The sequence below is a fragment of the Legionella worsleiensis genome (assembly GCF_001467535.1).
Lineage (GTDB): Bacteria > Pseudomonadota > Gammaproteobacteria > Legionellales > Legionellaceae > Legionella > Legionella worsleiensis.
The window spans coordinates 206,158-224,225 of record NZ_LNZC01000002.1 but is presented as its reverse complement, the minus strand read 5'-3'; the positions used below and the strand labels follow the sequence as shown (position 1 = coordinate 224,225).

Here is an 18,068-nt window from a genome sequence, read left to right as displayed (position 1 = left end):
TTGGAGAATTCAATGCAAAAATATTTAGTATCTGGCATATTGGCCAGCATGTTTTTTTTGTTGACCGGTTGTATGAATAATACGGGCACCACAACCGTTTTTAGTCCCTACCCATCAACCATGAATCTGGCGCAATCAGTTCAGGATGCTTTGCTGCGTCAGCCCGATCCTGTGGTCGCTCAAGTTCATGTAACCACCAATCAAAATACTGTTATTTTAAGTGGTTACGTTAAGAAAATTCGACAAAGTGACACCGCAGAGCAAATTGCTCGTCAGGTTACCGGGGTACAAGCCGTGCAAAACAATCTGATTGTGCGTCAATAACAGCATTTTTCTGATTGTATTCATGTTGATTCGGAGATCCTCTTGTTGATTCATCAGTGAGGATCTCTATGAAGCGTGATTTGATATACAGGCTAATCAATAATTTTTAGCCTGATTTTCCTGATTTTTTGCTTATTTGCTTTTTGTATCGCAGCAGCCACATTTGCAGCAACTGAATGCATTATACAACCAGGCAATAAGAAATCCGGTAATAAATGCGTTAATAAAGCCACATATTCCACCTATAATGCTTCCTTTAATGGATGGCTCATAGCCCAGATACAAAGAGGCCACCGCTTCAATGAAGGGTTTACCATAACTGTAGAAATAGGCGGATAGTCCGAGTAATAACATGGACAATCCCCAAAGTACGCCTAAAGACAGACCAAGTGCTACCGGACTTAATTTGCAACCATTCATTATACTCTCCTTGTTGAATTGAAAAAGGGATGTTTGCGGTCATCATCGAATCCATGATGAAACCCCATGCATTCTCATAATGACACATAAACAGATGATTCGGTACTCTGATAGTTCGTATTATTTGTCATCCTGTAAAAAACCGGCAAAGACATGGTCATGTATTGTTCAGTAGCCTTGATGCAGCGATAGCGCAATCAAGGTTTATCTAAGGCCTAATTTATCTTTTCATGGCTTAAAATCTTTTAGTAGATTTGGAGAATAACACCTTGATTACACTACGTTGCATCAAGGCTACTTGTTACAAAACCCGGCAAAGGCACTGGCAGGGATTGGTTCGGTTGTTTTTTTTGTCTGGAGAATTTCTCATGCAATATACCTCTTAAGAGTCTACAATTAACACATACAAATCTACAGTGATGAACTGATGAATGCCGTTATTGCCTGTTTATTGGCTTTGCTTGTGGTTAAGACTGGCCATGCTGATTCAACAAAGCCTTCTCTCCCAGACAACGTAGTGAAAGTTACAGGAGAAAATAATGCGAAGTGTGCGGTTTTTCTAACTTATAAAGGCGAGTTGTATTGCAGTTTTGTTGCTCCGAACGATGAGGAAACAGATCCTCAAATAGTTTCTTATGAACAACAGAATATTCATTTCGATGACAGGCTGTGGAAACCGGTATGGGGGCAAAAAACCAATGCGGTGTGGACAGTTGAGTATATTCCCGTAGGGGATAACATAGACCATTGGAAGGAGTTAGTTACATCACAGTTTTTACCCGGTTTGGATGGAGTGACCCTGAAACAGTTTAAGCAAAAATTTATCGCTGATTTGCAAAAAACCGGTGTGACTTATTCAATTGATTCTATTGATCAAAAACCCGATCAGCTCATTTTTGAGTTTAAAGTGACTGTACCGGTGAATCTTCAACAAGACGAAATTCAAAAAATTACTCGGGGTAAAAAGGGCATCTATGTGCTACATTATGCCATTAAAAAGGCAAATATGAACGATACGAACCGACTGAAATGGATTAAAAATCTGCAGAGCAGTACCATCAAAGAATAGATTTTTGATCTGGATTGAATGGTATTAAAAAAGTATTTAATTTGATCTGTTTGGCTTATAAGAAGGGATTATTATGAAATTGACCTTTATGGGTGCCACAGGTACGGTGACAGGTTCCAAATATCTGCTCGAATTGAATGATAAAAAAATTCTCATCGATTGTGGATTGTTTCAAGGAATTAAGGAACTCAGATTACGTAACTGGTCTCCTTTTCCAGTTGCCCCAAAATCAATTGACGCAGTTGTTTTAACCCATGCTCATATAGATCACAGCGGTTATATTCCTTTGTTAGTTAAACAGGGGTTTAAGGGCAAAATTTATGCGACCAAGGCGACCAAAGAACTGTGTTCTATTCTTTTACCGGATAGTGGTTTTTTACAGGAAGAAGATGCCCGCAGAGCAAATAAATACGGTTACAGCAAACATCACCCAGCTGAGCCTTTGTATACTCAAGAGGATGCGAATCAATCGTTAAAGCACTTTGCTGAAGTAGAGTATGACACTCCTTATTCCATGCCGGGTGGAGCAGAAATCAGTTGGTATCGTGCCGGCCATATTTTGGGTTCCGCATTTGTTGCGGTGGAACATAACCAAAAGAAAGTATTATTTAGCGGTGATATAGGGCGGTTAAACGATCCGATTATGCGGCCATCAGAACTCATCAAAAGTGCAGATTATTTGATCTTGGAGTCTACTTATGGCGATAGACTGCATGATAAAACAGATCCACTTCAGGTCATCGCTGATATTGTGAACACTACATACAACAGAGGTGGAACGGTATTAATACCTGCATTTGCAGTAGGGCGTTCACAAACTATCCTGTATTACATTTATCTTCTAAAAAAGAACAAATTAATTCCTGATATTCCCCTGTATCTTGATAGTCCTATGGCTATAGATGCAACAGAACTGTTGCTGAAAAACAGTAATGAACACAAGCTAAGCCCTGAATTATGTCGAGCAGTATGTCACGTGGCACGTTACGTGCAAACTTCTGATGAGTCTATGGCTATTGATAGGGACAAGCAGCCTAAAATCATTATTTCAGCCAGCGGCATGATGACTGGCGGCAGAGTGCTTCATCATTTAAAAGCTCTTGTGACTAATCCGCTTAATACGATTTTAATGACCGGATTTCAAGCATCAGGAACCCGAGGAGACAGAATGTTGCGACATGAGCCAACGGTTAAAATTCATGGTGATGAATATCCGGTTAAGGCACAGTTGGAGTTATTAACCAATGCTTCTGCTCATGCTGATTATCAGGAGATACTGTACTGGTTAAGCCATTTTAACCAGGCACCCAAAAAAGTGTTTATTACCCATGGCGAACCCACAGCCTCTCAAGCGTTAAAAGAGCAGATTGAAAAACGATTCAAATGGGCTTGTGAATTGCCAACCTATTTACAAAAGGCAGAACTGAATTAACTTCAGGGGTAATGAATGCGCCGCAAAATAGACTGGTTACGCATCAAAAATTCTGCATCTGCACAGTGGAGCCTTGATGATAAAGAGGTATCAAGACGCCAGAATCAATATGGGCTTAATGATATTGCTGGCATCAAAGACAATGTCTGGTACGAATTAATTATTAATACCTTGACTGATCCCATGATTTGGTTTTTATTGATTACCAGCCTTTTGTTTGCCGCTTTAAACAATTACAGCGAGGCTATTGTTTTGGGTCTGGCCATTATTCCTTTAGTGGCTATGGATGCGTATTTACATTGGCGAACTCAAATGTCAACTCAAAGCCTTGTTGGGCATTTGGCAACGTCCGTAAGTGTCATTCGATCTGGAAAAGAAATTCGTATCCCTTCAATTGGGCTGGTACCTGGTGATCTGGTGGTGATTCAACCAGGTCAATCCATTGCTGCAGATGGATTGTTCGTCGCTGCGGACAACATCCAAATTGAAGAGTCGTCATTAACCGGTGAATCAATTCCAGTAACTAAAAGTTCTGGACTGTCTTTGCAATTAACACATCAGGAAAGCCCGGTTGACTCGATTTATTGGGGATTTGCCGGCACAAAAGTATTGACCGGTAAAGGGCTTTTGCGAGTCATTTTTACGGGAAAGGAAACACTTTACGGACAAATTGTTCACTCGGCTTTAGCAACCAGCAAGGAAAAAACCCCCTTGCAGTTGGCATTAAGAACATTGGTTTTTCAACTCATAGTTCTTGCCGGATTTTTATGTATTATTTTAGCTTTTGTCAGGCTGATGCAAGGTTTTGGCGTAGTTGATGCCATTCTTAGTGCTGCCACCCTGGCTATAGCTGCTTTACCGGATGAATTTCCTATCGTACTTACTGTTTATCTGGGCGTGGGTGTATACCGACTGGCTCAAAAAAAAGCGCTGGTCAGGAGAGCTGTCTCGGTTGAGAACCTGGGACGAATTACCGTAATTTGTTCTGATAAAACGGGAACAATTACCGAAGGGCATTTTAAAGTAGCTCTGTGTGTTCCGGCAGCACACACCGACTCACAAACAGTTTTATATCTGGCTGCTTTAGCGTCACGAAAAGACAGTTATGATCTTCTTGATATGGCCATCATGGATGAAGCCGACAAGGCACAGCTTTATCTTGAACCCAGAATAAAGACTTATCCCTTTACCGAAGACAGAAAACGAGAAACAGCGGTGATAGCCAAAGATTCGAGTTGGTTCTTTGTGACTAAGGGAGCACCTGAAACGATCATGGCGCTGTCTACCTTGACTCTCGAGGAAAAAGACGAGTGGCGAAATAAAATAAAGGAATTGGCCGATCTCCGCTATAAGGTAATCGCCTGTGCCAGATTGGTAATGGCCGAAGATACTGATTTAACTGAGCCAAAACAGGCTTATGAATGGATGGGATTACTCGCTTGTTCTGATCCGGTACGAGATGGCGTGATTGAGGCGATTGCTGAGTGTCAGGCATCAAACATTCATGTTTTGATGATCACCGGTGATCATCCTGCCACGGCTCAGGCTGTTGCCAAACAAATAGGATTGGGTTTGGGCCATCCAAGAGTGATTCTTGCAGAAGAATTACACGATTATACAGGGATAAACGCAACAAAAAATTTACTTGATGTTGATGTGATTGCCAGAGCAATTCCCATGCAAAAATTTGATGCGGTTAAAGCATTGCAAAGTCAGGGTGAATTGGTTGCGGTTACTGGTGATGGGGTGAACGATGTGCCAGCACTTAAGGCTGGAGATATTGGCATTGCTATGGGGGAGAGAGGCTCACAAAGTGCACGTGAGGTTGCGGACATCGTGCTGCTGGATGATAATTTTGACAGCATCGTTAATGCTATTGCGGAAGGAAGACAATTATTTAAAAACATCAGACACGCTTTTAATTATCTGGTGATGATTCATTTTCCTTTTGTCCTGTCGGCAGCACTAATTCCTTTGATGGGTTTTCCATTGCCTTTTTACCCCATTCATATTGTTTTTTTGGAATTGATCATTCACCCAACTGCATTATTAGTTTTTCAGGATGGACCAAAGGATAAAGAGTCGGCGGTCGAAAAACGTCGTGTACATTATCATTTTTTTAGTCCGCACGATTCGCAAAAAATTATAATTACCGGAGTGCTGACTACGGTGATGATTACTCTAAGTTTCATTGGTTCATTAACTGCAGGATATAGTGAGGTTTATGCTCGAACATTAATTTTGGCTATGCTCAGCTCTATAAGTATTGCCATAACCATTGCTTTAAATGGGCTTAATGTGCGGGGTAAGCGAATCATTATTTATCTTATTGCTTTGTGTACGGTTTTCTTTATTCAATTGCCTGATATGGGTCAGTTACTGGATTTTGCTCCGCTTAGTTTATCAAGCTGGGGTTTGGTTTTAATCACGGGATTGATTACCTGGTGTGCGGTAAAGCTCAGATGAATCAGATCAAAAACCTCAATCTCATCTGACTATTAGGCAAAGGTAGGGCGCTCCGGGTTATAGCGCCCTGTTCAAGGCGCTTTGGGATTTGTGTTATTGGGTGATATGGATTGCAAAGAATCTATTGCCTGGTTGATTTGCTGGTTATGTTGTTGTGACTTGGTTTGAGCAAAGAAGAGGGCTTGATTGATTGACAGGGGTTTATTGTTTGCCTGGGCGTCAATGAAGTGAGAGAGCGTTTTGGCAATGATGGCAATCAATCCAATGCCTGATAATGCCAGGGCAATATTGGCAACAATGGGTTTCCAGGCGGCTCTATGTTCTTGCAGCGTAGCATTTTTACTGTTGAGCAGCGTTTTAAAATCCTGTTTAAATTTCTTCTCATCATCTGCTGTGGGTTGGGCGGGATTGAGTAGAAAATGTTCTAGTGAAGACTTTAGTTCGGTAGCAAGTTGTTGAACGACTTTGCCTTTATTGATGTGTTCTCGCTCTAGCTTAATTCCATAATCGTTCATCTGTTGAATTGCTGAGAATAGAGGAGTAAGTTCGGAATTTTCTCTAAATTTATTTAGTTTTTCCTCTATTTTCAAGAGTTCCACTGTGTTACCTATCATTGTTTTTATAAAATAATCACCGAATTTCAGAGCGCGTTCATAAAGTTGTATTGCCTGTTGAATGTCTTTCTCACCACCCAGGCCGCATTGGTGCATATAGGCTCGATCGGCCATAGCGTGAGTATGACCGCATGCTATGGCTTGTTCAAAACGCTTTACAGCTTTTTGATAATTTTGTTCTACACCATCACCATTTAGGTACATGCGTCCCAGGCGATACATTGCTTCAATATCACCAGATTGAATGGCTTGTTTATAAAGCGCTATTGCTTTTTGATGATCTTGTTTAAAGCCATGGCCTAAATGATGCATTTGGGCCAAAGCCCTGATTGCAGCAGCAAAGCCGTTTTCTCTTGCCTGTTCGTAAAGATTTATGGCTTTGTGATAATCCAGCTCACCGCCTTCACCCAGTTGATACATCTCTGCTCTGTTACACATTGCCTCAGGACTGCCGCATTTGATGGCGTGCTCATAAAGAGCTATTGCTTTTGGAAAATCTACATCCCCGCCTTCGCCAAGTTGGTACATGAAAGCTCGGTTATTCATTGCATTAACATTACCGAGCCGAATGGCTCGTTCGTAAAGCTTTATGGCCTCTTGGTAATTTTGTTCACTACCCAAACCGTGTTCGTACATGTAAGCCCGAGATACCATAGCATCAACATTACCCAGTTGAATGGCTCGGTCATATAATTCTATTGCTTTTAGATAATTTTGCGTTCCGTCCAGACCATTTTTATATATATTTGCACGGTTATTCATTGCATTAGCATTACCAAGTGCTATGGCCTTTTCATAACACTCTGCAGCTTTGTGATAATCTTTTTCACAGCCCAAGCCATGTTCGTACATGAATCCTCTATTCGTCATGGCGTCAGCATTACCGAGTTTGATGGCTTTATCATAGAGTTCTATGGCTTTTATATTGTTTTGCTTGCCACCAAGGCCCTGTCTGTGCATTAGAGCTCGGTTTACCATTGCAAAATCATTACCACGTTTTATAGCTTCTTCATAAAGGTTGATTGCCGCATTAAAATTTACCAGACCACCGCGGCCATAATGGTGCATGTAAGCTCGGTTATTCATTGCAGTCGCATTACCGAGCTTTATGGCTCTATCATATAGCTTTATGGCCTCTTGGTAATTTTGTTCACCACCTAAGCCGTGTTCGTACATGTAAGCCCGAGATACCATAGCATCAACATTACCCAGTTGAATGGCTCGGTCATATAATTCTACTGCTTTTAGATAATTTTGCGCTTCGCCCTGGCCATTTTTATACATATTTGCACGGTTATTCATTGCATTAGCATTACCAAGTGCTATGGCTTTTTCATAAAACTCTGCGGCTTTGTGATAATCTTTTTCACAGCCCAAGCCAAATTCGTACATGAACGCTCTATTCGTCATGGCGTCAGCATTACCGAGTTTGATGGCTTGATCATAAAGTTCTATGGTTTTTTTATAGTCTCGCTTTTCGCCCAAGCCCTCTCGACAGAAACGGGCTCGAAAATTTATCGCATAACAGTTATTCAGTTCTATTGCTTTATCATAGAGTTCTTTAGCCTTGGGGTAATCAATCTCGCCGCCAAGACCGAAATGATGCCATAAAGCTCTTAAGAATAGCGCATTGCTATTTGGGTTTTCGTTCTTGTTTAGTACCTGGTCGTCTAGTTGCGGCAATAAAAGCCTTATATCGAGTGGAGTAAACTTTTTGTGCCAAGAGTAGTGTATCCATACTTTTAAGGCGTTGTCGTCGCCGTTTAAGGCGTTGTGTAATATCGTTAAACAGCGAGGTTCAGACATGTTGATAGTATCAAAAAATATGTTTGTGGTTAATTTTACCACAAGATACTTTATTTATCCATTTGGGTTCATTTATGGGCTCTTTTTTAATGCAACTCAGTAAGTCATCTTGTCATTTGTGAGCTCTAGGTTCTTGCAGTGGACATTATTTTTGGAGAGCAGGGATGATTTTCTTACTGACAAAACCAATAAAGGGAGGAAGAACTGAAATTAAAATGATTGCATAAACTACCAGTGTAAAATTATTTTTTACTATAGGAATAGAGCCTAAAAAATAGCCAAGACTCAGCAGGCTGCCAATCCAAAGCAGAGCGCTAAGGATGTTGTAAAGAGTGAAATGCAGTGCTTCCATTGTTCCTATACCTGCGACAAAGGGGGCAAAGGTACGAATAATCGGGATAAATCGGGCAAAAATTAGAGTTTTTCCACCATGTCGTTCGTAAAAAGCATGTGTTTCTTGTAAATAGTGTTTATTAAGTAACCAGGATTTTTTTGAGCGAAAGATGTGGGGCCCCAAGAATCTTCCAATAAGAAAATTTACCTGATTACCAAGTACTGAGGCAATAAAAAGAATAATGAATAAAAAAATAATACTCAGCGAATTACCGGGTTGTGCCGCAATACTACCTGCTGCGAACAGGAGTGAATCGCCGGGAAGAATAGGGGTTATTACTAAACCTGTCTCACAAAATAATACCAGGAATAATGCCAGATAAGTCCAAAATCCATAGGTGGATACAAATGAGTTAAGATAGACGTCTATGTGAAGAATGTAATGGATTAGATCAGCAATGTAGTTCATGAAATCTCTGGGTTTAGGTTTTTGCTCTGGTTTGGGCCTTGGTAAGACATTCATTATTGCTTAACTCACCTAAGAAACCAATGCCTTGATATTAATTTTTTGGCAAATGGTGGTTGTTAGTAATACACTTAATGTAAATTATATTCATTTTTCTGTTAAATATTAAAAAAAACCAAGTGACTCATTTGCTTAACAAGGACTATTGATGACTATGTGGATGCAAAAAGGAGCAGTACTTGTCTTGTGTTGGTTCATGGGTTCTGTTCATGCCTTTACTTCACAAAATACTGCTCTCATTCTTAGTTTTAATGAGCTAGTAAGAGCTGTTGAGAGTGGTAATGATGTGAAAGCGATTGTTTATTTGGACCGATGCCGGATAAGCGATCCTGCGTTACAAAATCAATTAAGGCCTAATTTGATCGGTGCATCTACTCGTTTTAACTTTACTCAATATCTGCACTACCGTCCCCGTATAGACGGTCAGTTAAAAGATACAGTAACTACTGTGATAAACAGTGTTGTTGAATTACCGACTCCCGGAGTTTTTTGGTCTGTTTATGGTCGGCTAAGTGTTTTTGATGATGATACTGCGACACTTTATGTGGATTATTACGATCCTGCCAGTAAACAATCGCATCTTCAGATTGAGTGGGTTTGTGATATCAGTGTCGGGAATGATGCAAATGGCTTGCTACTGATTAACGGTTTTTAGATAGAAAATGATGAATAATTAGTAAGGGCCACTTGTCTTTTTTTTTCAAAAATATGTTCTTAGGGATAAATTTTATCTGAGTCCAAGCTTCCATGAGCACTTTGTTTTAAATACAGTAACAGACTATGGAAGTAATGAAACAACGTGCTGTTGTAGTAATCTGTAAAAAAAACATGTAATAATGATTTTTGAGTCAACCTGTTTCAACAGAGAGTTTTACGCTTCAGGATTTTGTTTGGTTTGTCAGTCCCTAGAAAACGACTCGGAGAATAACAAATGAACGTTTTAAAAAAACTCTATGTACAGGTTCTTCTTGCCGTTGTATTGGGGGTGCTTTGCGGATATATGTATCCTGATATTGCGGTACATCTGAAAGTTCTCTCTGATGTGTTTATCAAGATAATTAAAATGCTCATAGCCCCTATCATCTTTCTTACCCTGGTTTCCGGGATAGCAGCGATGAATGACATGAAGCAAGTAGGGCGGCTTGCAAGTGTTGCGTTGTTATTTTTTTTAATCATTACTACCCTGGCGTTAATGCTTGGCCTGGGTGCTGCTGATTATTTTAAACCGGGTGTTGGCTTAAATATTGCCCCATCTTCGCTCGATATGAATGAGGCCAGTTCCTATCTTGGTTCGTCACATAAAATAACGAATATGGTGGATTTATTGGTTAATATTATTCCACGTACATTTATCAGCGCTTTTGTTGATGGTGAAATGCTGCAAGTGATATTTATTTCGATTTTGTTTGCAATGGGATTGATTTTAATGGGTTCAGCCGGAAAACCCATAGCCCTGGGTATGGATGTTGTTGCCAAGGTATTTTTTAAAATCATTCATATTGTAATGTATACGGTACCAGTAGCGACTTTTGCCGCTATGGCCTACAGCGTAGGAAAATTTGGTGTTGCACCACTGTTTAATCTGATTGGTTTATTGGCCTGTTATTATGTCATTTCTGTCTTGTTTATTCTCGTTGTTTTGGGGAGTATTTTACACTGGTATTGTAAGGTCAATATATGGCATTTATTACGTTATTTAAAAGATGAGTTAGTTATAGTCTGGGCTACGGCTTCATCAGAAACCGTTTTGCCCAGCCTGATGCAAAAACTCGAACATCTCGGTTGTGAACGCTCTGTAGTTGGTTTGGTATTGCCTCTGGGGTATTCGTTTAATCTGGCGGGAACTGCTATTTATCTTACTTTAGCTGCCATGTTTATTGCGCAGGCTACCAATACCCAGCTTACCGTGTGGCAAGAGCTGACTCTACTGGGCGTTATGATCATCAGTTCAAAAGGTGCTGCGGGTGTTTCAGGAAGCGGGTTTATAGTTCTTGCCAGCTCATTGGCCACGGTGGGTGATATTCCTGCTGCTGGCGTGGTTTTAGTATTGGGAATAGACAAATTTATGAATGAGGCCCGCTCCATCGTTAACATGACGGGAAATGCCATAGCGACCATTATTATCTCTACCTGGCAACAGTCTTTTGATCATAATAAGGCTTTGTCTTTACTAAAAAGATCAGAACAGTCGGAAACGTCAGTTGCTTCTGTTGGAGAGTCCCAATAGGTGATTTTTAACGGTATGACGTGGGGAAGTTACATTTAGTCCCTGTTTTCTATTAGCCATCCCATCTTGTCTTCAAGACGATATGCGAGCATTTCTTCTGGCGAGAAACTATTAATTGTGCACATTGGTTTTTTATGATCTATATTTACTTTTAGAGGAATAAAAATAATTTAAGATAAAACAATCAAGGAAATACTATGATTTCTATTCTGCTATTCTTTGCAGTAACGTCATTTGAGCCATTGGCAGGAATGATTCAACAAAAGATGCAGAGTGGAGCGGTTCAAAGTCATATTCCATCTTACCATTATCAGTTGAATGAAATAAAAGAACTACTCGAAAAAGAAAGGGGTACGCTCAGAAGTCAGGTCATCAACAAAGTGTTAAAATCCATCCAGTGTGCGTCAGTCTATCAGGTTGAGCGTAATAATATATTGACCGTTATTGACTATTCTCTGCCATCCAATCAAAAAAGATTATGGGTTTTTGATTTAAATGATAAAAAACTTCTTTTCCATACTTATGTGTCGCACGGCATCCGTTCCGGTACTTTGCTCACTCGTTATTTTTCTAACAAAAATGACAGTAAAGCAAGCAGTATAGGGGTATATAAAACCGATCAGGCTTATTACGGCAGAGAAGGTTTGTCTTTAAGATTGGCAGGTATTGATAAACACTTTAACGATAATGCTTATAACCGGGCAATAGTGATGCATGGTGGATGGTATGTTGAGGAGAACTTTATAAAGCGTTATGGCAGACCAGGTCGCAGTTGGGGGTGTCCTGCACTTCCGCCTGATTTATATAAGCCTATAATAAATACCATTAAGGACAATTCATTGATGGTTATCTATTATCCAAGTGATGAGTGGTTTGGCAAGTCCCGATTTTTAACCTGCGATGCTCCTGCTCAATCTACTGCCACCTCATCCATACAGCCCAGGCCATCTTTACCGCCTGATGACGTCGATAATCGTGATCCTGTTTTATTCGCCGACTTGAATAAAAATGACCGACGAGAAGACAATGATCCGATTCTGGTGATGGCCGCCGATGCTTATGAACGGATTTTTCATACTCAGGCTCCTTTGGGTAGAATGTTACGTAGGCAAATTAATCACCAGGAATACATTGCGATAAGCAGTCAGGAATTTGACAAGCTGGTCGCTCAAAATAACAAAGAGGATTTAGATGCACTTCATTTTGTTGTGCCCGTTATCATCATGTCGCATGGTTATTATGAAACGCAAATGAAAATACTTAATATGGGACGAATTAATCAGGTTAGTCTGCATTCGGCGGTACCTGGTCATTTGGGCGGGGTTACTAAAAGTTATACGGTGAACACCGATACTAAGTCATTCATCAATTTAAAAGCAACGAATAGATTTATTCGTTGGTTGGGGCTGTAGTTCACGCATCAGTCCCGGTTAAAGTTTGGGCTGATGCGTAGAGTAAATTAACTAATTGATTTAGCTAGGGGTCAGTACCAGATAATGTTTAATCCAGCTGCAAAAACCACTGGTAACGCTGCACAAAAAAGTTCCCCAAAGCCAATCAATCAACGAAATGTGTAAAGGCCAATTCTTTAGAACAGACAGGTTGGTCATATCATAAACGCCATAAACTATCAGTCCCAGAAAAGCACCATAAAGAAAACTGGACATAATTTGGTTTTGCGCCAAAGGAAGTACAACACACCATATCATCAGCGCAAATAAAACATAAACTACCAATGCAGCGGTAAGGTTGACATTTAATTGATTTCCTTCAATATTCAAAAAAGGACCCAGTTGATTAAAGTACAGTGATTTACCTATCCATCCTATCCAAAGAAAATCAAGCAAACAAAACAAGAGCATTGTAGGGATCATGCATTTAAGAGCAGTTATCATTTTTATCCTTAATTGTTGGGTTAATTGAAGTAAACAAGACGTTTAAACACACCATGGGGAAAAGAACCATCCAGGTGCATCCAAGAATAACAAGGCTTATGAAACCTTGGGGAAACTGCGCCACATGAAATCCTGCACCGCCAAGATAAGCCACAGGAAAACCAATTAAAGCGAAAAACCATAAATAAGATCTTAATTGGCTTAGCATGTCTGCGAGCCCAATACACAGTACACTGAAATTAACCCATAAACCTAACATCCATGGTGGAGCAAAGTAGGGTGCAAAAGGATTGGCTTGAAAAGAGATTAATGATGTGAGGTTAAAAAGACTGTCGCATAGAAATCCTACAAAGGAGAGGCTAAATATAAAATATTGCGGGTGTTTTACTTTGGGTAGATCACACCAAAAATACAATTGAATGCCACTGATAATTAGGGATAACAAAAGAGCCATCCAGGGATGCTGATGTGCAGCCAGGATGAGCGATCCAAACCAGACGATGTAATAGGTAATAATAATGAATAGTTTATTCATTTATCTCGCAGTCTGAAAAGAGGTTAATCTCCATGTATTGCTCTGCTTAATCGTTAATTAAATCAATAGGGTTAATACTAATTTGAAACCCCATAAGATACAAGCTGGAGTAGAAAACCGTACGAATGTTCCCTTAATAATTCGTCATGGTTGTGGCATACAATGCGGCATTGTCATTTGACTGCGGGATAAAATAAATAAGCTTGTCAAAGCGATAAAACTGACCCACAAAGGCGCTATCCATACCATGTTGTGCAGATGAGCTTGTTGCGCTGCAGGTAAACTGATGGCACCGAGACTTGCCGAAATGGCCCATACAGTTGAAACCCCACGACAGCGGTATTGGGCTGGCAGCTGCAAGTATAAAAAATAATAAAGAGCAGAGCACAAAAGACCATTGGCAATTACATATAAAATCAGCCCCACAACCACACCGGCAATTGAACCTATAGCTGTGAACATAAAGAGTGCAGGTGCTCCCAAAAAAGCAGCTATCATACTGCTTTGTAACAAAACCAATACTTTGGAAGACGGAGTATAGTGCGCAATAGGCAATGCCAATAGCGCTGAAAACAACTGCGCCAGTGCACCTGCCCAGGCACAGGCAACAGGAGAACCCAAACCTTGATCTGTGGCATAAGATACCCAAAAGGCATTACAAATATAAACAGTAACGCTTACGAACGCACCCATAACGGTAATATGAATAATTCCTAACCATTCTTTACGTAAAACCTCTATGAACGGAGTGGTATTCGCTATGAATTCGGGAGATTCTTGCAGTTTTTTGCGCAAGCTGCACACCCAAAGCGATGCCAATCCAACAAGGATAAAGATGACTCGCCATAAACCAGCAACCGGAATTGCTTGAACCAATGCAGCAGTCGCTCCGCCTAGAAACATACCTGCGGCACCGCTAGCAGCAACATAACTACCCGCAATCAAAGGCCTTTGTGACTGGTGTTCTACAAGAAACATGGCCGAATTGTTTATTTCTCCACCTAAAGCTAGACCTTGAGCAATCCTCAAAACCAGCAAGGCCCAGGTGGCGCCAATACCTAATGTTTGATAACCAGGAAGAAGCGCTATAGCTATAGTCGCCATGCCCATCATCGCAGCAGAAAAGATCAAGGGGCTTCTTCTGCCGTATTCATCAGCCCGACGGCCAAACAACCAGCCACCCAAAGGTCTGGCAAGGTAGGCTGCGGCAAACAGAGCAAAGGAGAGCATCAAACTGTATTCCGAGGGAGGAAAAAAAGTCGTTGCAAATATTGATTTGGCCAAATAAAGATATAAAGTGAAATCCAGCCATTCGAGGAATACCAGAGCAATAACAACCAGTAATGCTTTTCTATTCATCCTCTTATCCTGCTTTTTGATTTGAATTCAATGCGTATTTTTGCGGCCATTTCTTCTCACCAACCACGTCATTGTTCATCACTATAAGAGATAGAGAGTAGTTTCCTTCGGGCAGATCTTGACGCCTTATAATGCCCGAAAATCCTGCCATGTTCAGGTGGTTTCCATCATGTTTGAATGCAAGATTAACACTTTGCCTTTGTTGTTTGGTCATGCTGAAAAAGTAGGAATTTTTGCCATTATTCAGTTTCAGATACACCTCACTTAAACCTGCATCCTGATTAGGAATATACGCCCAGCCGTAAGTGCTGATGTGGTCAGGGTAGATGGTGAATTGTTCCAGTTTACCTTGAGCCCTCATGCGTTCTTTGGGAAGGTCTAAGTGAACTGGTTCAGAATAGAGCTGAAAATTGACCATGGGCATGATTAAATCACGTTGTATTTTTTCATAGACAATGACATCAGGATGATATAATTCTATCAGCGTTGATAAACTCCATGCCTTGTTTCCTGTGTGAATCCTGATGGTATTATAAAAATCATTATGAAAATAAAAACCTAATGCCTCAGAAAAACTGTCACCTATTAATAAACAGGTTTGCTTGGTATTTAATGCTTTATTGGTTATTTGATAGGGCGCAATTAAGATTCCAGGGCTTCCGGCTAAGGGATCTATTTTAGTTTCTGTGCCATTGTATGGTGTTCCCGTCAACTCTATTTTCAGTGCTGACCAGTCAGGAAGAGGATTATTAGATTGAATATGAGTCAGCTGGAGAAATTTAGTCAGATCGGAGTAAGTCGTTTGTTGAGGGATAAAACGATAGTCAATGGGATTGATTTTAATTCCCTTGCTTTGCATGTACTCGGCTATTGCCTGGTAAGCAACATAGGCCCCCAGATAATTCCAATGACTGTCACCCTTGAGGTATAAATCTCCGTATTCTTTACCCAGAGCGTTTTTGGCGGCTAATTCTTTATTCTTTAAGCTGATAAAATCGACTCCGTTAGCCTGCATTGCTTCTTCAAGACGTTCAAGTCTGTTTTTCTTGTTACTCCGGCGTATATTGTCGGGTAAATATTCAGGATAAATTTCGTGTTTGTCAGGAGCTAAAATAACAAGAAAGGGAATTGAGTGTTGACTGGCTACTCTACTCATTTGCTTTAAAGCAGACAGCTGAGTGTAAATTTCTTCATCTGTGGGTTGGTTTTTACCAGTATATTGATCCATGGTAGCAGAAAAATCATTCCCTAAAAAAAGCCAATCGTTTTTGCCTAATAGTACCTGACCTGGCTTGATACTTGTGCCTAATTTATAGACAATATTACTGGTCAGTTTGCTTAATGTAGTGATGACTAACGCACGATCTATGAACCAATTTTCTATGCCTTTAAAATCAGTTCGTCCGAGTTTCACCAGATTAAACTCAGGAAAAGGGTAGGGCTCGCGATTGAAGAGCATTCTTATTTCTTCAGCCTGTTTTTCAAAAAAAAGGCCAATGCCTGGTATCGAGATAATGATAACGAAGGCAAAAATTAAAAATCGATCGGAATATTTGCAAAAAACGTTCATCATTAAAACCTGAAATAAAGAAATGGATTATAGGAATTCGTACTTAAAAACAAAATAGAAATCAGCAAGACGATCAAACTCAGTAGACTACTTAATTGTTTGTAAACAATAATCCTCGATTTATTACGCCCGCTAATCAGATAATCTTTAATAGACAAATTCATTCCCAGTGAGAGAATGATGCCTGTAAGCATCGCAATAACGGTTAGAATATTGACACAAGTAGCCAGTATAGTCAAATTAAAGTCATTAGGTAACAGCATGGTTTTAATAAAGCTTAAGGCAGAATCCAAATGTTCCTCCCGGAAAAAAACCCATCCAATAGTTACAACAAACAGAACATAGATATGGCGCATTATCTCAGGAAGACGGGCAATCAACTGACCCAACACAGTACGTTCCAGGATTAGAAAAGTCCCATGATACAAACCCCAGAGTACAAATGTATAATTGGCACCGTGCCATAAGCCGCATAAAGTAAAGATAATGATTAAATTGAGCTTGGTTCGCAAAGCGGATTGGTAGCTTCCGCCCAAAGGAATGTAGATGTAATCGCGAAACCAACTGGATAAAGAAATATGCCATTTTCTCCAAAATTCTTGTATGGATAAGGATCTGTATGGAAAATTAAAATTTTCTTTATATTTAAAGCCAAACATTAAACCCAGCCCTATGGCCATATCCGAATAACCTGAAAAATCAAAATAAATTTGCAGGGTATAAGCAATTGCCCCTAACCAGGCTACTGCAAAAGTTAAATTCTCCGGTGGGAGATAAAAAACATAGTCAGCCAGTTTTGCCACCTCATTGGCTATTAATACTTTTTTGGCTAAGCCAAAGCTAAAGCGTAAAATACCGTTGCGTACCCCTGCTCGGGTAATATATCGGTAATAGAACGAGTGACGAATGTCTGTATAACGGACTATAGGCCCCGCTACCAATTGCGGGAAGAATGAAACATAACAAATAAATGTCACCAGATTACGTTCAGCGGGTACTTTCTTCCAATAGACATCAATGACATAACTTAATGCATGAAAGGTATAAAAGCTGATTCCAAGAGGTAATGCAATGTGTTTAAAACCCGAGATATTCAGACTAAAAGTTTCGCTCATGGTATTGAGAAAAAAATTAAAGTATTTGAAATAAATCAACAAGGCCAGGGAGGCGAATATGGATGTAATGAGGTATAATTTACGTTGTGTCTTGCTTTGACTTTCCTGTATCAAAATCCCACAGAGATAATTGACTATAATACAGCTTAACATAATGAAAATATGATCTTTTTCGCCCCAATAATAAAAAGAAAGACTAAAGAGCATCAGGACAATATTTTGCCATTTAGTGCGTTTGAGACAAACTAAATAGGTTAAATTAAGGCTGGGCAGAAATAAAAACAGAAACGCTAAAGAAGAAAAAACCATTCTATCTCCCTGAAGGGTATTCGTTAAATTAATCCTTTGGAAACGCTTTGGATTATGAAGTCCCTTTA

The 18,068-nt window shown here is 40.0% G+C and carries 15 protein-coding genes; 7 read left to right on the top strand and 8 right to left on the bottom strand.

What is annotated here, in order from left to right; all coding sequences use genetic code 11:
• The first annotated feature begins 12 nt into the window (after positions 1–12).
• Positions 13–324 (top strand): BON domain-containing protein, encoded by a 312-nt coding sequence (locus Lwor_RS01305; protein ID WP_058492028.1) that lies wholly within the window; start codon positions 13–15, stop codon positions 322–324.
• Positions 325–456: 132 nt separating this feature from the next.
• Here the strand turns inward: Lwor_RS01305 and Lwor_RS01300 are convergent, their stop codons facing one another.
• Positions 457–744, bottom strand: a complete 288-nt coding sequence (locus tag Lwor_RS01300; protein ID WP_058492026.1) for a bacteriophage holin — start codon at positions 742–744, stop codon at positions 457–459.
• A gap of 427 nt (positions 745–1,171) precedes the next feature.
• Between Lwor_RS01300 and Lwor_RS01295 the strand changes: the two genes are divergently transcribed.
• The 3 genes from Lwor_RS01295 (at position 1,172) to Lwor_RS01285 (ending at position 5,711) form a co-directional block, all read left to right on the top strand.
• Positions 1,172–1,813: a hypothetical protein gene (locus Lwor_RS01295; protein WP_058492024.1), complete on the top strand. Its 642-nt coding sequence runs from the start codon at positions 1,172–1,174 to the stop codon at positions 1,811–1,813.
• 73 nt (positions 1,814–1,886) lie between these two features.
• Positions 1,887–3,245 carry an MBL fold metallo-hydrolase RNA specificity domain-containing protein gene (locus Lwor_RS01290; protein ID WP_058492020.1) on the top strand — a complete coding sequence of 453 codons (1,359 nt, stop codon included), beginning with the start codon at positions 1,887–1,889 and terminating at the stop codon, positions 3,243–3,245.
• A gap of 15 nt (positions 3,246–3,260) precedes the next feature.
• Complete coding sequence (locus Lwor_RS01285) at positions 3,261–5,711, top strand: cation-translocating P-type ATPase (protein WP_058492018.1); 2,451 nt, start codon at positions 3,261–3,263, stop codon at positions 5,709–5,711.
• A gap of 71 nt (positions 5,712–5,782) precedes the next feature.
• Here the strand turns inward: Lwor_RS01285 and Lwor_RS01280 are convergent, their stop codons facing one another.
• Positions 5,783–8,131, bottom strand: coding sequence for an SEL1-like repeat protein (locus Lwor_RS01280; RefSeq protein ID WP_147279849.1), 2,349 nt, complete (start codon positions 8,129–8,131; stop codon positions 5,783–5,785).
• Between the two features lie 145 nt (positions 8,132–8,276).
• The gene (locus tag Lwor_RS01275) at positions 8,277–8,933 is read right to left on the bottom strand and encodes a DedA family protein (RefSeq protein ID WP_058492210.1); all 657 of its coding nucleotides are present in this window, start codon (positions 8,931–8,933) and stop codon (positions 8,277–8,279) included.
• A gap of 205 nt (positions 8,934–9,138) precedes the next feature.
• Between Lwor_RS01275 and Lwor_RS01270 the strand changes: the two genes are divergently transcribed.
• From Lwor_RS01270 to Lwor_RS01260, 3 genes are all read left to right on the top strand, one after another.
• On the top strand, positions 9,139–9,645 hold the full coding sequence (locus Lwor_RS01270) for a hypothetical protein (protein ID WP_058492014.1): 507 nt from the start codon (positions 9,139–9,141) through the stop codon (positions 9,643–9,645).
• Between the two features lie 276 nt (positions 9,646–9,921).
• Positions 9,922–11,217, top strand: coding sequence for a C4-dicarboxylate transporter DctA (dctA, locus tag Lwor_RS01265; protein ID WP_058492008.1), 1,296 nt, complete (start codon positions 9,922–9,924; stop codon positions 11,215–11,217).
• Between the two features lie 197 nt (positions 11,218–11,414).
• Positions 11,415–12,629 (top strand): murein L,D-transpeptidase catalytic domain family protein, encoded by a 1,215-nt coding sequence (locus Lwor_RS01260; protein WP_058492006.1) that lies wholly within the window; start codon positions 11,415–11,417, stop codon positions 12,627–12,629.
• Positions 12,630–12,689: 60 nt separating this feature from the next.
• Here the strand turns inward: Lwor_RS01260 and Lwor_RS01255 are convergent, their stop codons facing one another.
• The 5 genes from Lwor_RS01255 to Lwor_RS01235 all read right to left on the bottom strand — a co-directional run bounded on the left by Lwor_RS01255 (position 12,690) and on the right by Lwor_RS01235 (position 18,000).
• Positions 12,690–13,112, bottom strand: coding sequence for a DUF2177 family protein (locus Lwor_RS01255; protein WP_058492004.1), 423 nt, complete (start codon positions 13,110–13,112; stop codon positions 12,690–12,692).
• A complete protein-coding gene (locus tag Lwor_RS01250; protein WP_058492002.1) occupies positions 13,096–13,647 on the bottom strand; it encodes a DUF2878 domain-containing protein in 552 nt (183 codons plus the stop codon). Before Lwor_RS01250 ends, Lwor_RS01255 begins: the two co-directional genes overlap by 17 nt.
• A gap of 144 nt (positions 13,648–13,791) precedes the next feature.
• Positions 13,792–15,006 carry an MFS transporter gene (locus Lwor_RS01245; protein ID WP_058492000.1) on the bottom strand — a complete coding sequence of 405 codons (1,215 nt, stop codon included), beginning with the start codon at positions 15,004–15,006 and terminating at the stop codon, positions 13,792–13,794.
• A gap of 4 nt (positions 15,007–15,010) precedes the next feature.
• On the bottom strand, positions 15,011–16,465 hold the full coding sequence (locus Lwor_RS01240; RefSeq protein ID WP_238584594.1) for an alginate O-acetyltransferase AlgX-related protein: 1,455 nt from the start codon (positions 16,463–16,465) through the stop codon (positions 15,011–15,013).
• A gap of 113 nt (positions 16,466–16,578) precedes the next feature.
• Positions 16,579–18,000: an MBOAT family O-acyltransferase gene (locus Lwor_RS01235; protein WP_058491996.1), complete on the bottom strand. Its 1,422-nt coding sequence runs from the start codon at positions 17,998–18,000 to the stop codon at positions 16,579–16,581.
• Positions 18,001–18,068: the final 68 nt, after the last annotated feature.

Bases quoted from the DNA above. Each gene is read 5' to 3' on its own strand.
- Lwor_RS01295 (WP_058492024.1), top strand. From the start codon at position 1,172: ATGAATGCCGTTATTGCCTGTTTATTGGCTTTGCTTGTGGTTAAGACT.
- Lwor_RS01235 (WP_058491996.1), bottom strand. From the start codon at position 18,000: ATGGTTTTTTCTTCTTTAGCGTTTCTGTTTTTATTTCTGCCCAGCCTT.
- Lwor_RS01245 (WP_058492000.1), bottom strand. From the start codon at position 15,006: ATGAATAGAAAAGCATTACTGGTTGTTATTGCTCTGGTATTCCTCGAA.
- Lwor_RS01270 (WP_058492014.1), top strand. From the start codon at position 9,139: ATGACTATGTGGATGCAAAAAGGAGCAGTACTTGTCTTGTGTTGGTTC.
- Lwor_RS01285 (WP_058492018.1), top strand. From the start codon at position 3,261: ATGCGCCGCAAAATAGACTGGTTACGCATCAAAAATTCTGCATCTGCA.
- Lwor_RS01255 (WP_058492004.1), bottom strand. From the start codon at position 13,112: ATGATAACTGCTCTTAAATGCATGATCCCTACAATGCTCTTGTTTTGT.
- Lwor_RS01280 (WP_147279849.1), bottom strand. From the start codon at position 8,131: ATGTCTGAACCTCGCTGTTTAACGATATTACACAACGCCTTAAACGGC.
- Lwor_RS01240 (WP_238584594.1), bottom strand. From the start codon at position 16,465: ATGCTCTTCAATCGCGAGCCCTACCCTTTTCCTGAGTTTAATCTGGTG.
- dctA (WP_058492008.1), top strand. From the start codon at position 9,922: ATGAACGTTTTAAAAAAACTCTATGTACAGGTTCTTCTTGCCGTTGTA.
- Lwor_RS01300 (WP_058492026.1), bottom strand. From the start codon at position 744: ATGAATGGTTGCAAATTAAGTCCGGTAGCACTTGGTCTGTCTTTAGGC.
- Lwor_RS01290 (WP_058492020.1), top strand. From the start codon at position 1,887: ATGAAATTGACCTTTATGGGTGCCACAGGTACGGTGACAGGTTCCAAA.
- Lwor_RS01250 (WP_058492002.1), bottom strand. From the start codon at position 13,647: ATGAATAAACTATTCATTATTATTACCTATTACATCGTCTGGTTTGGA.
- Lwor_RS01260 (WP_058492006.1), top strand. From the start codon at position 11,415: ATGATTTCTATTCTGCTATTCTTTGCAGTAACGTCATTTGAGCCATTG.
- Lwor_RS01305 (WP_058492028.1), top strand. From the start codon at position 13: ATGCAAAAATATTTAGTATCTGGCATATTGGCCAGCATGTTTTTTTTG.
- Lwor_RS01275 (WP_058492210.1), bottom strand. From the start codon at position 8,933: ATGAACTACATTGCTGATCTAATCCATTACATTCTTCACATAGACGTC.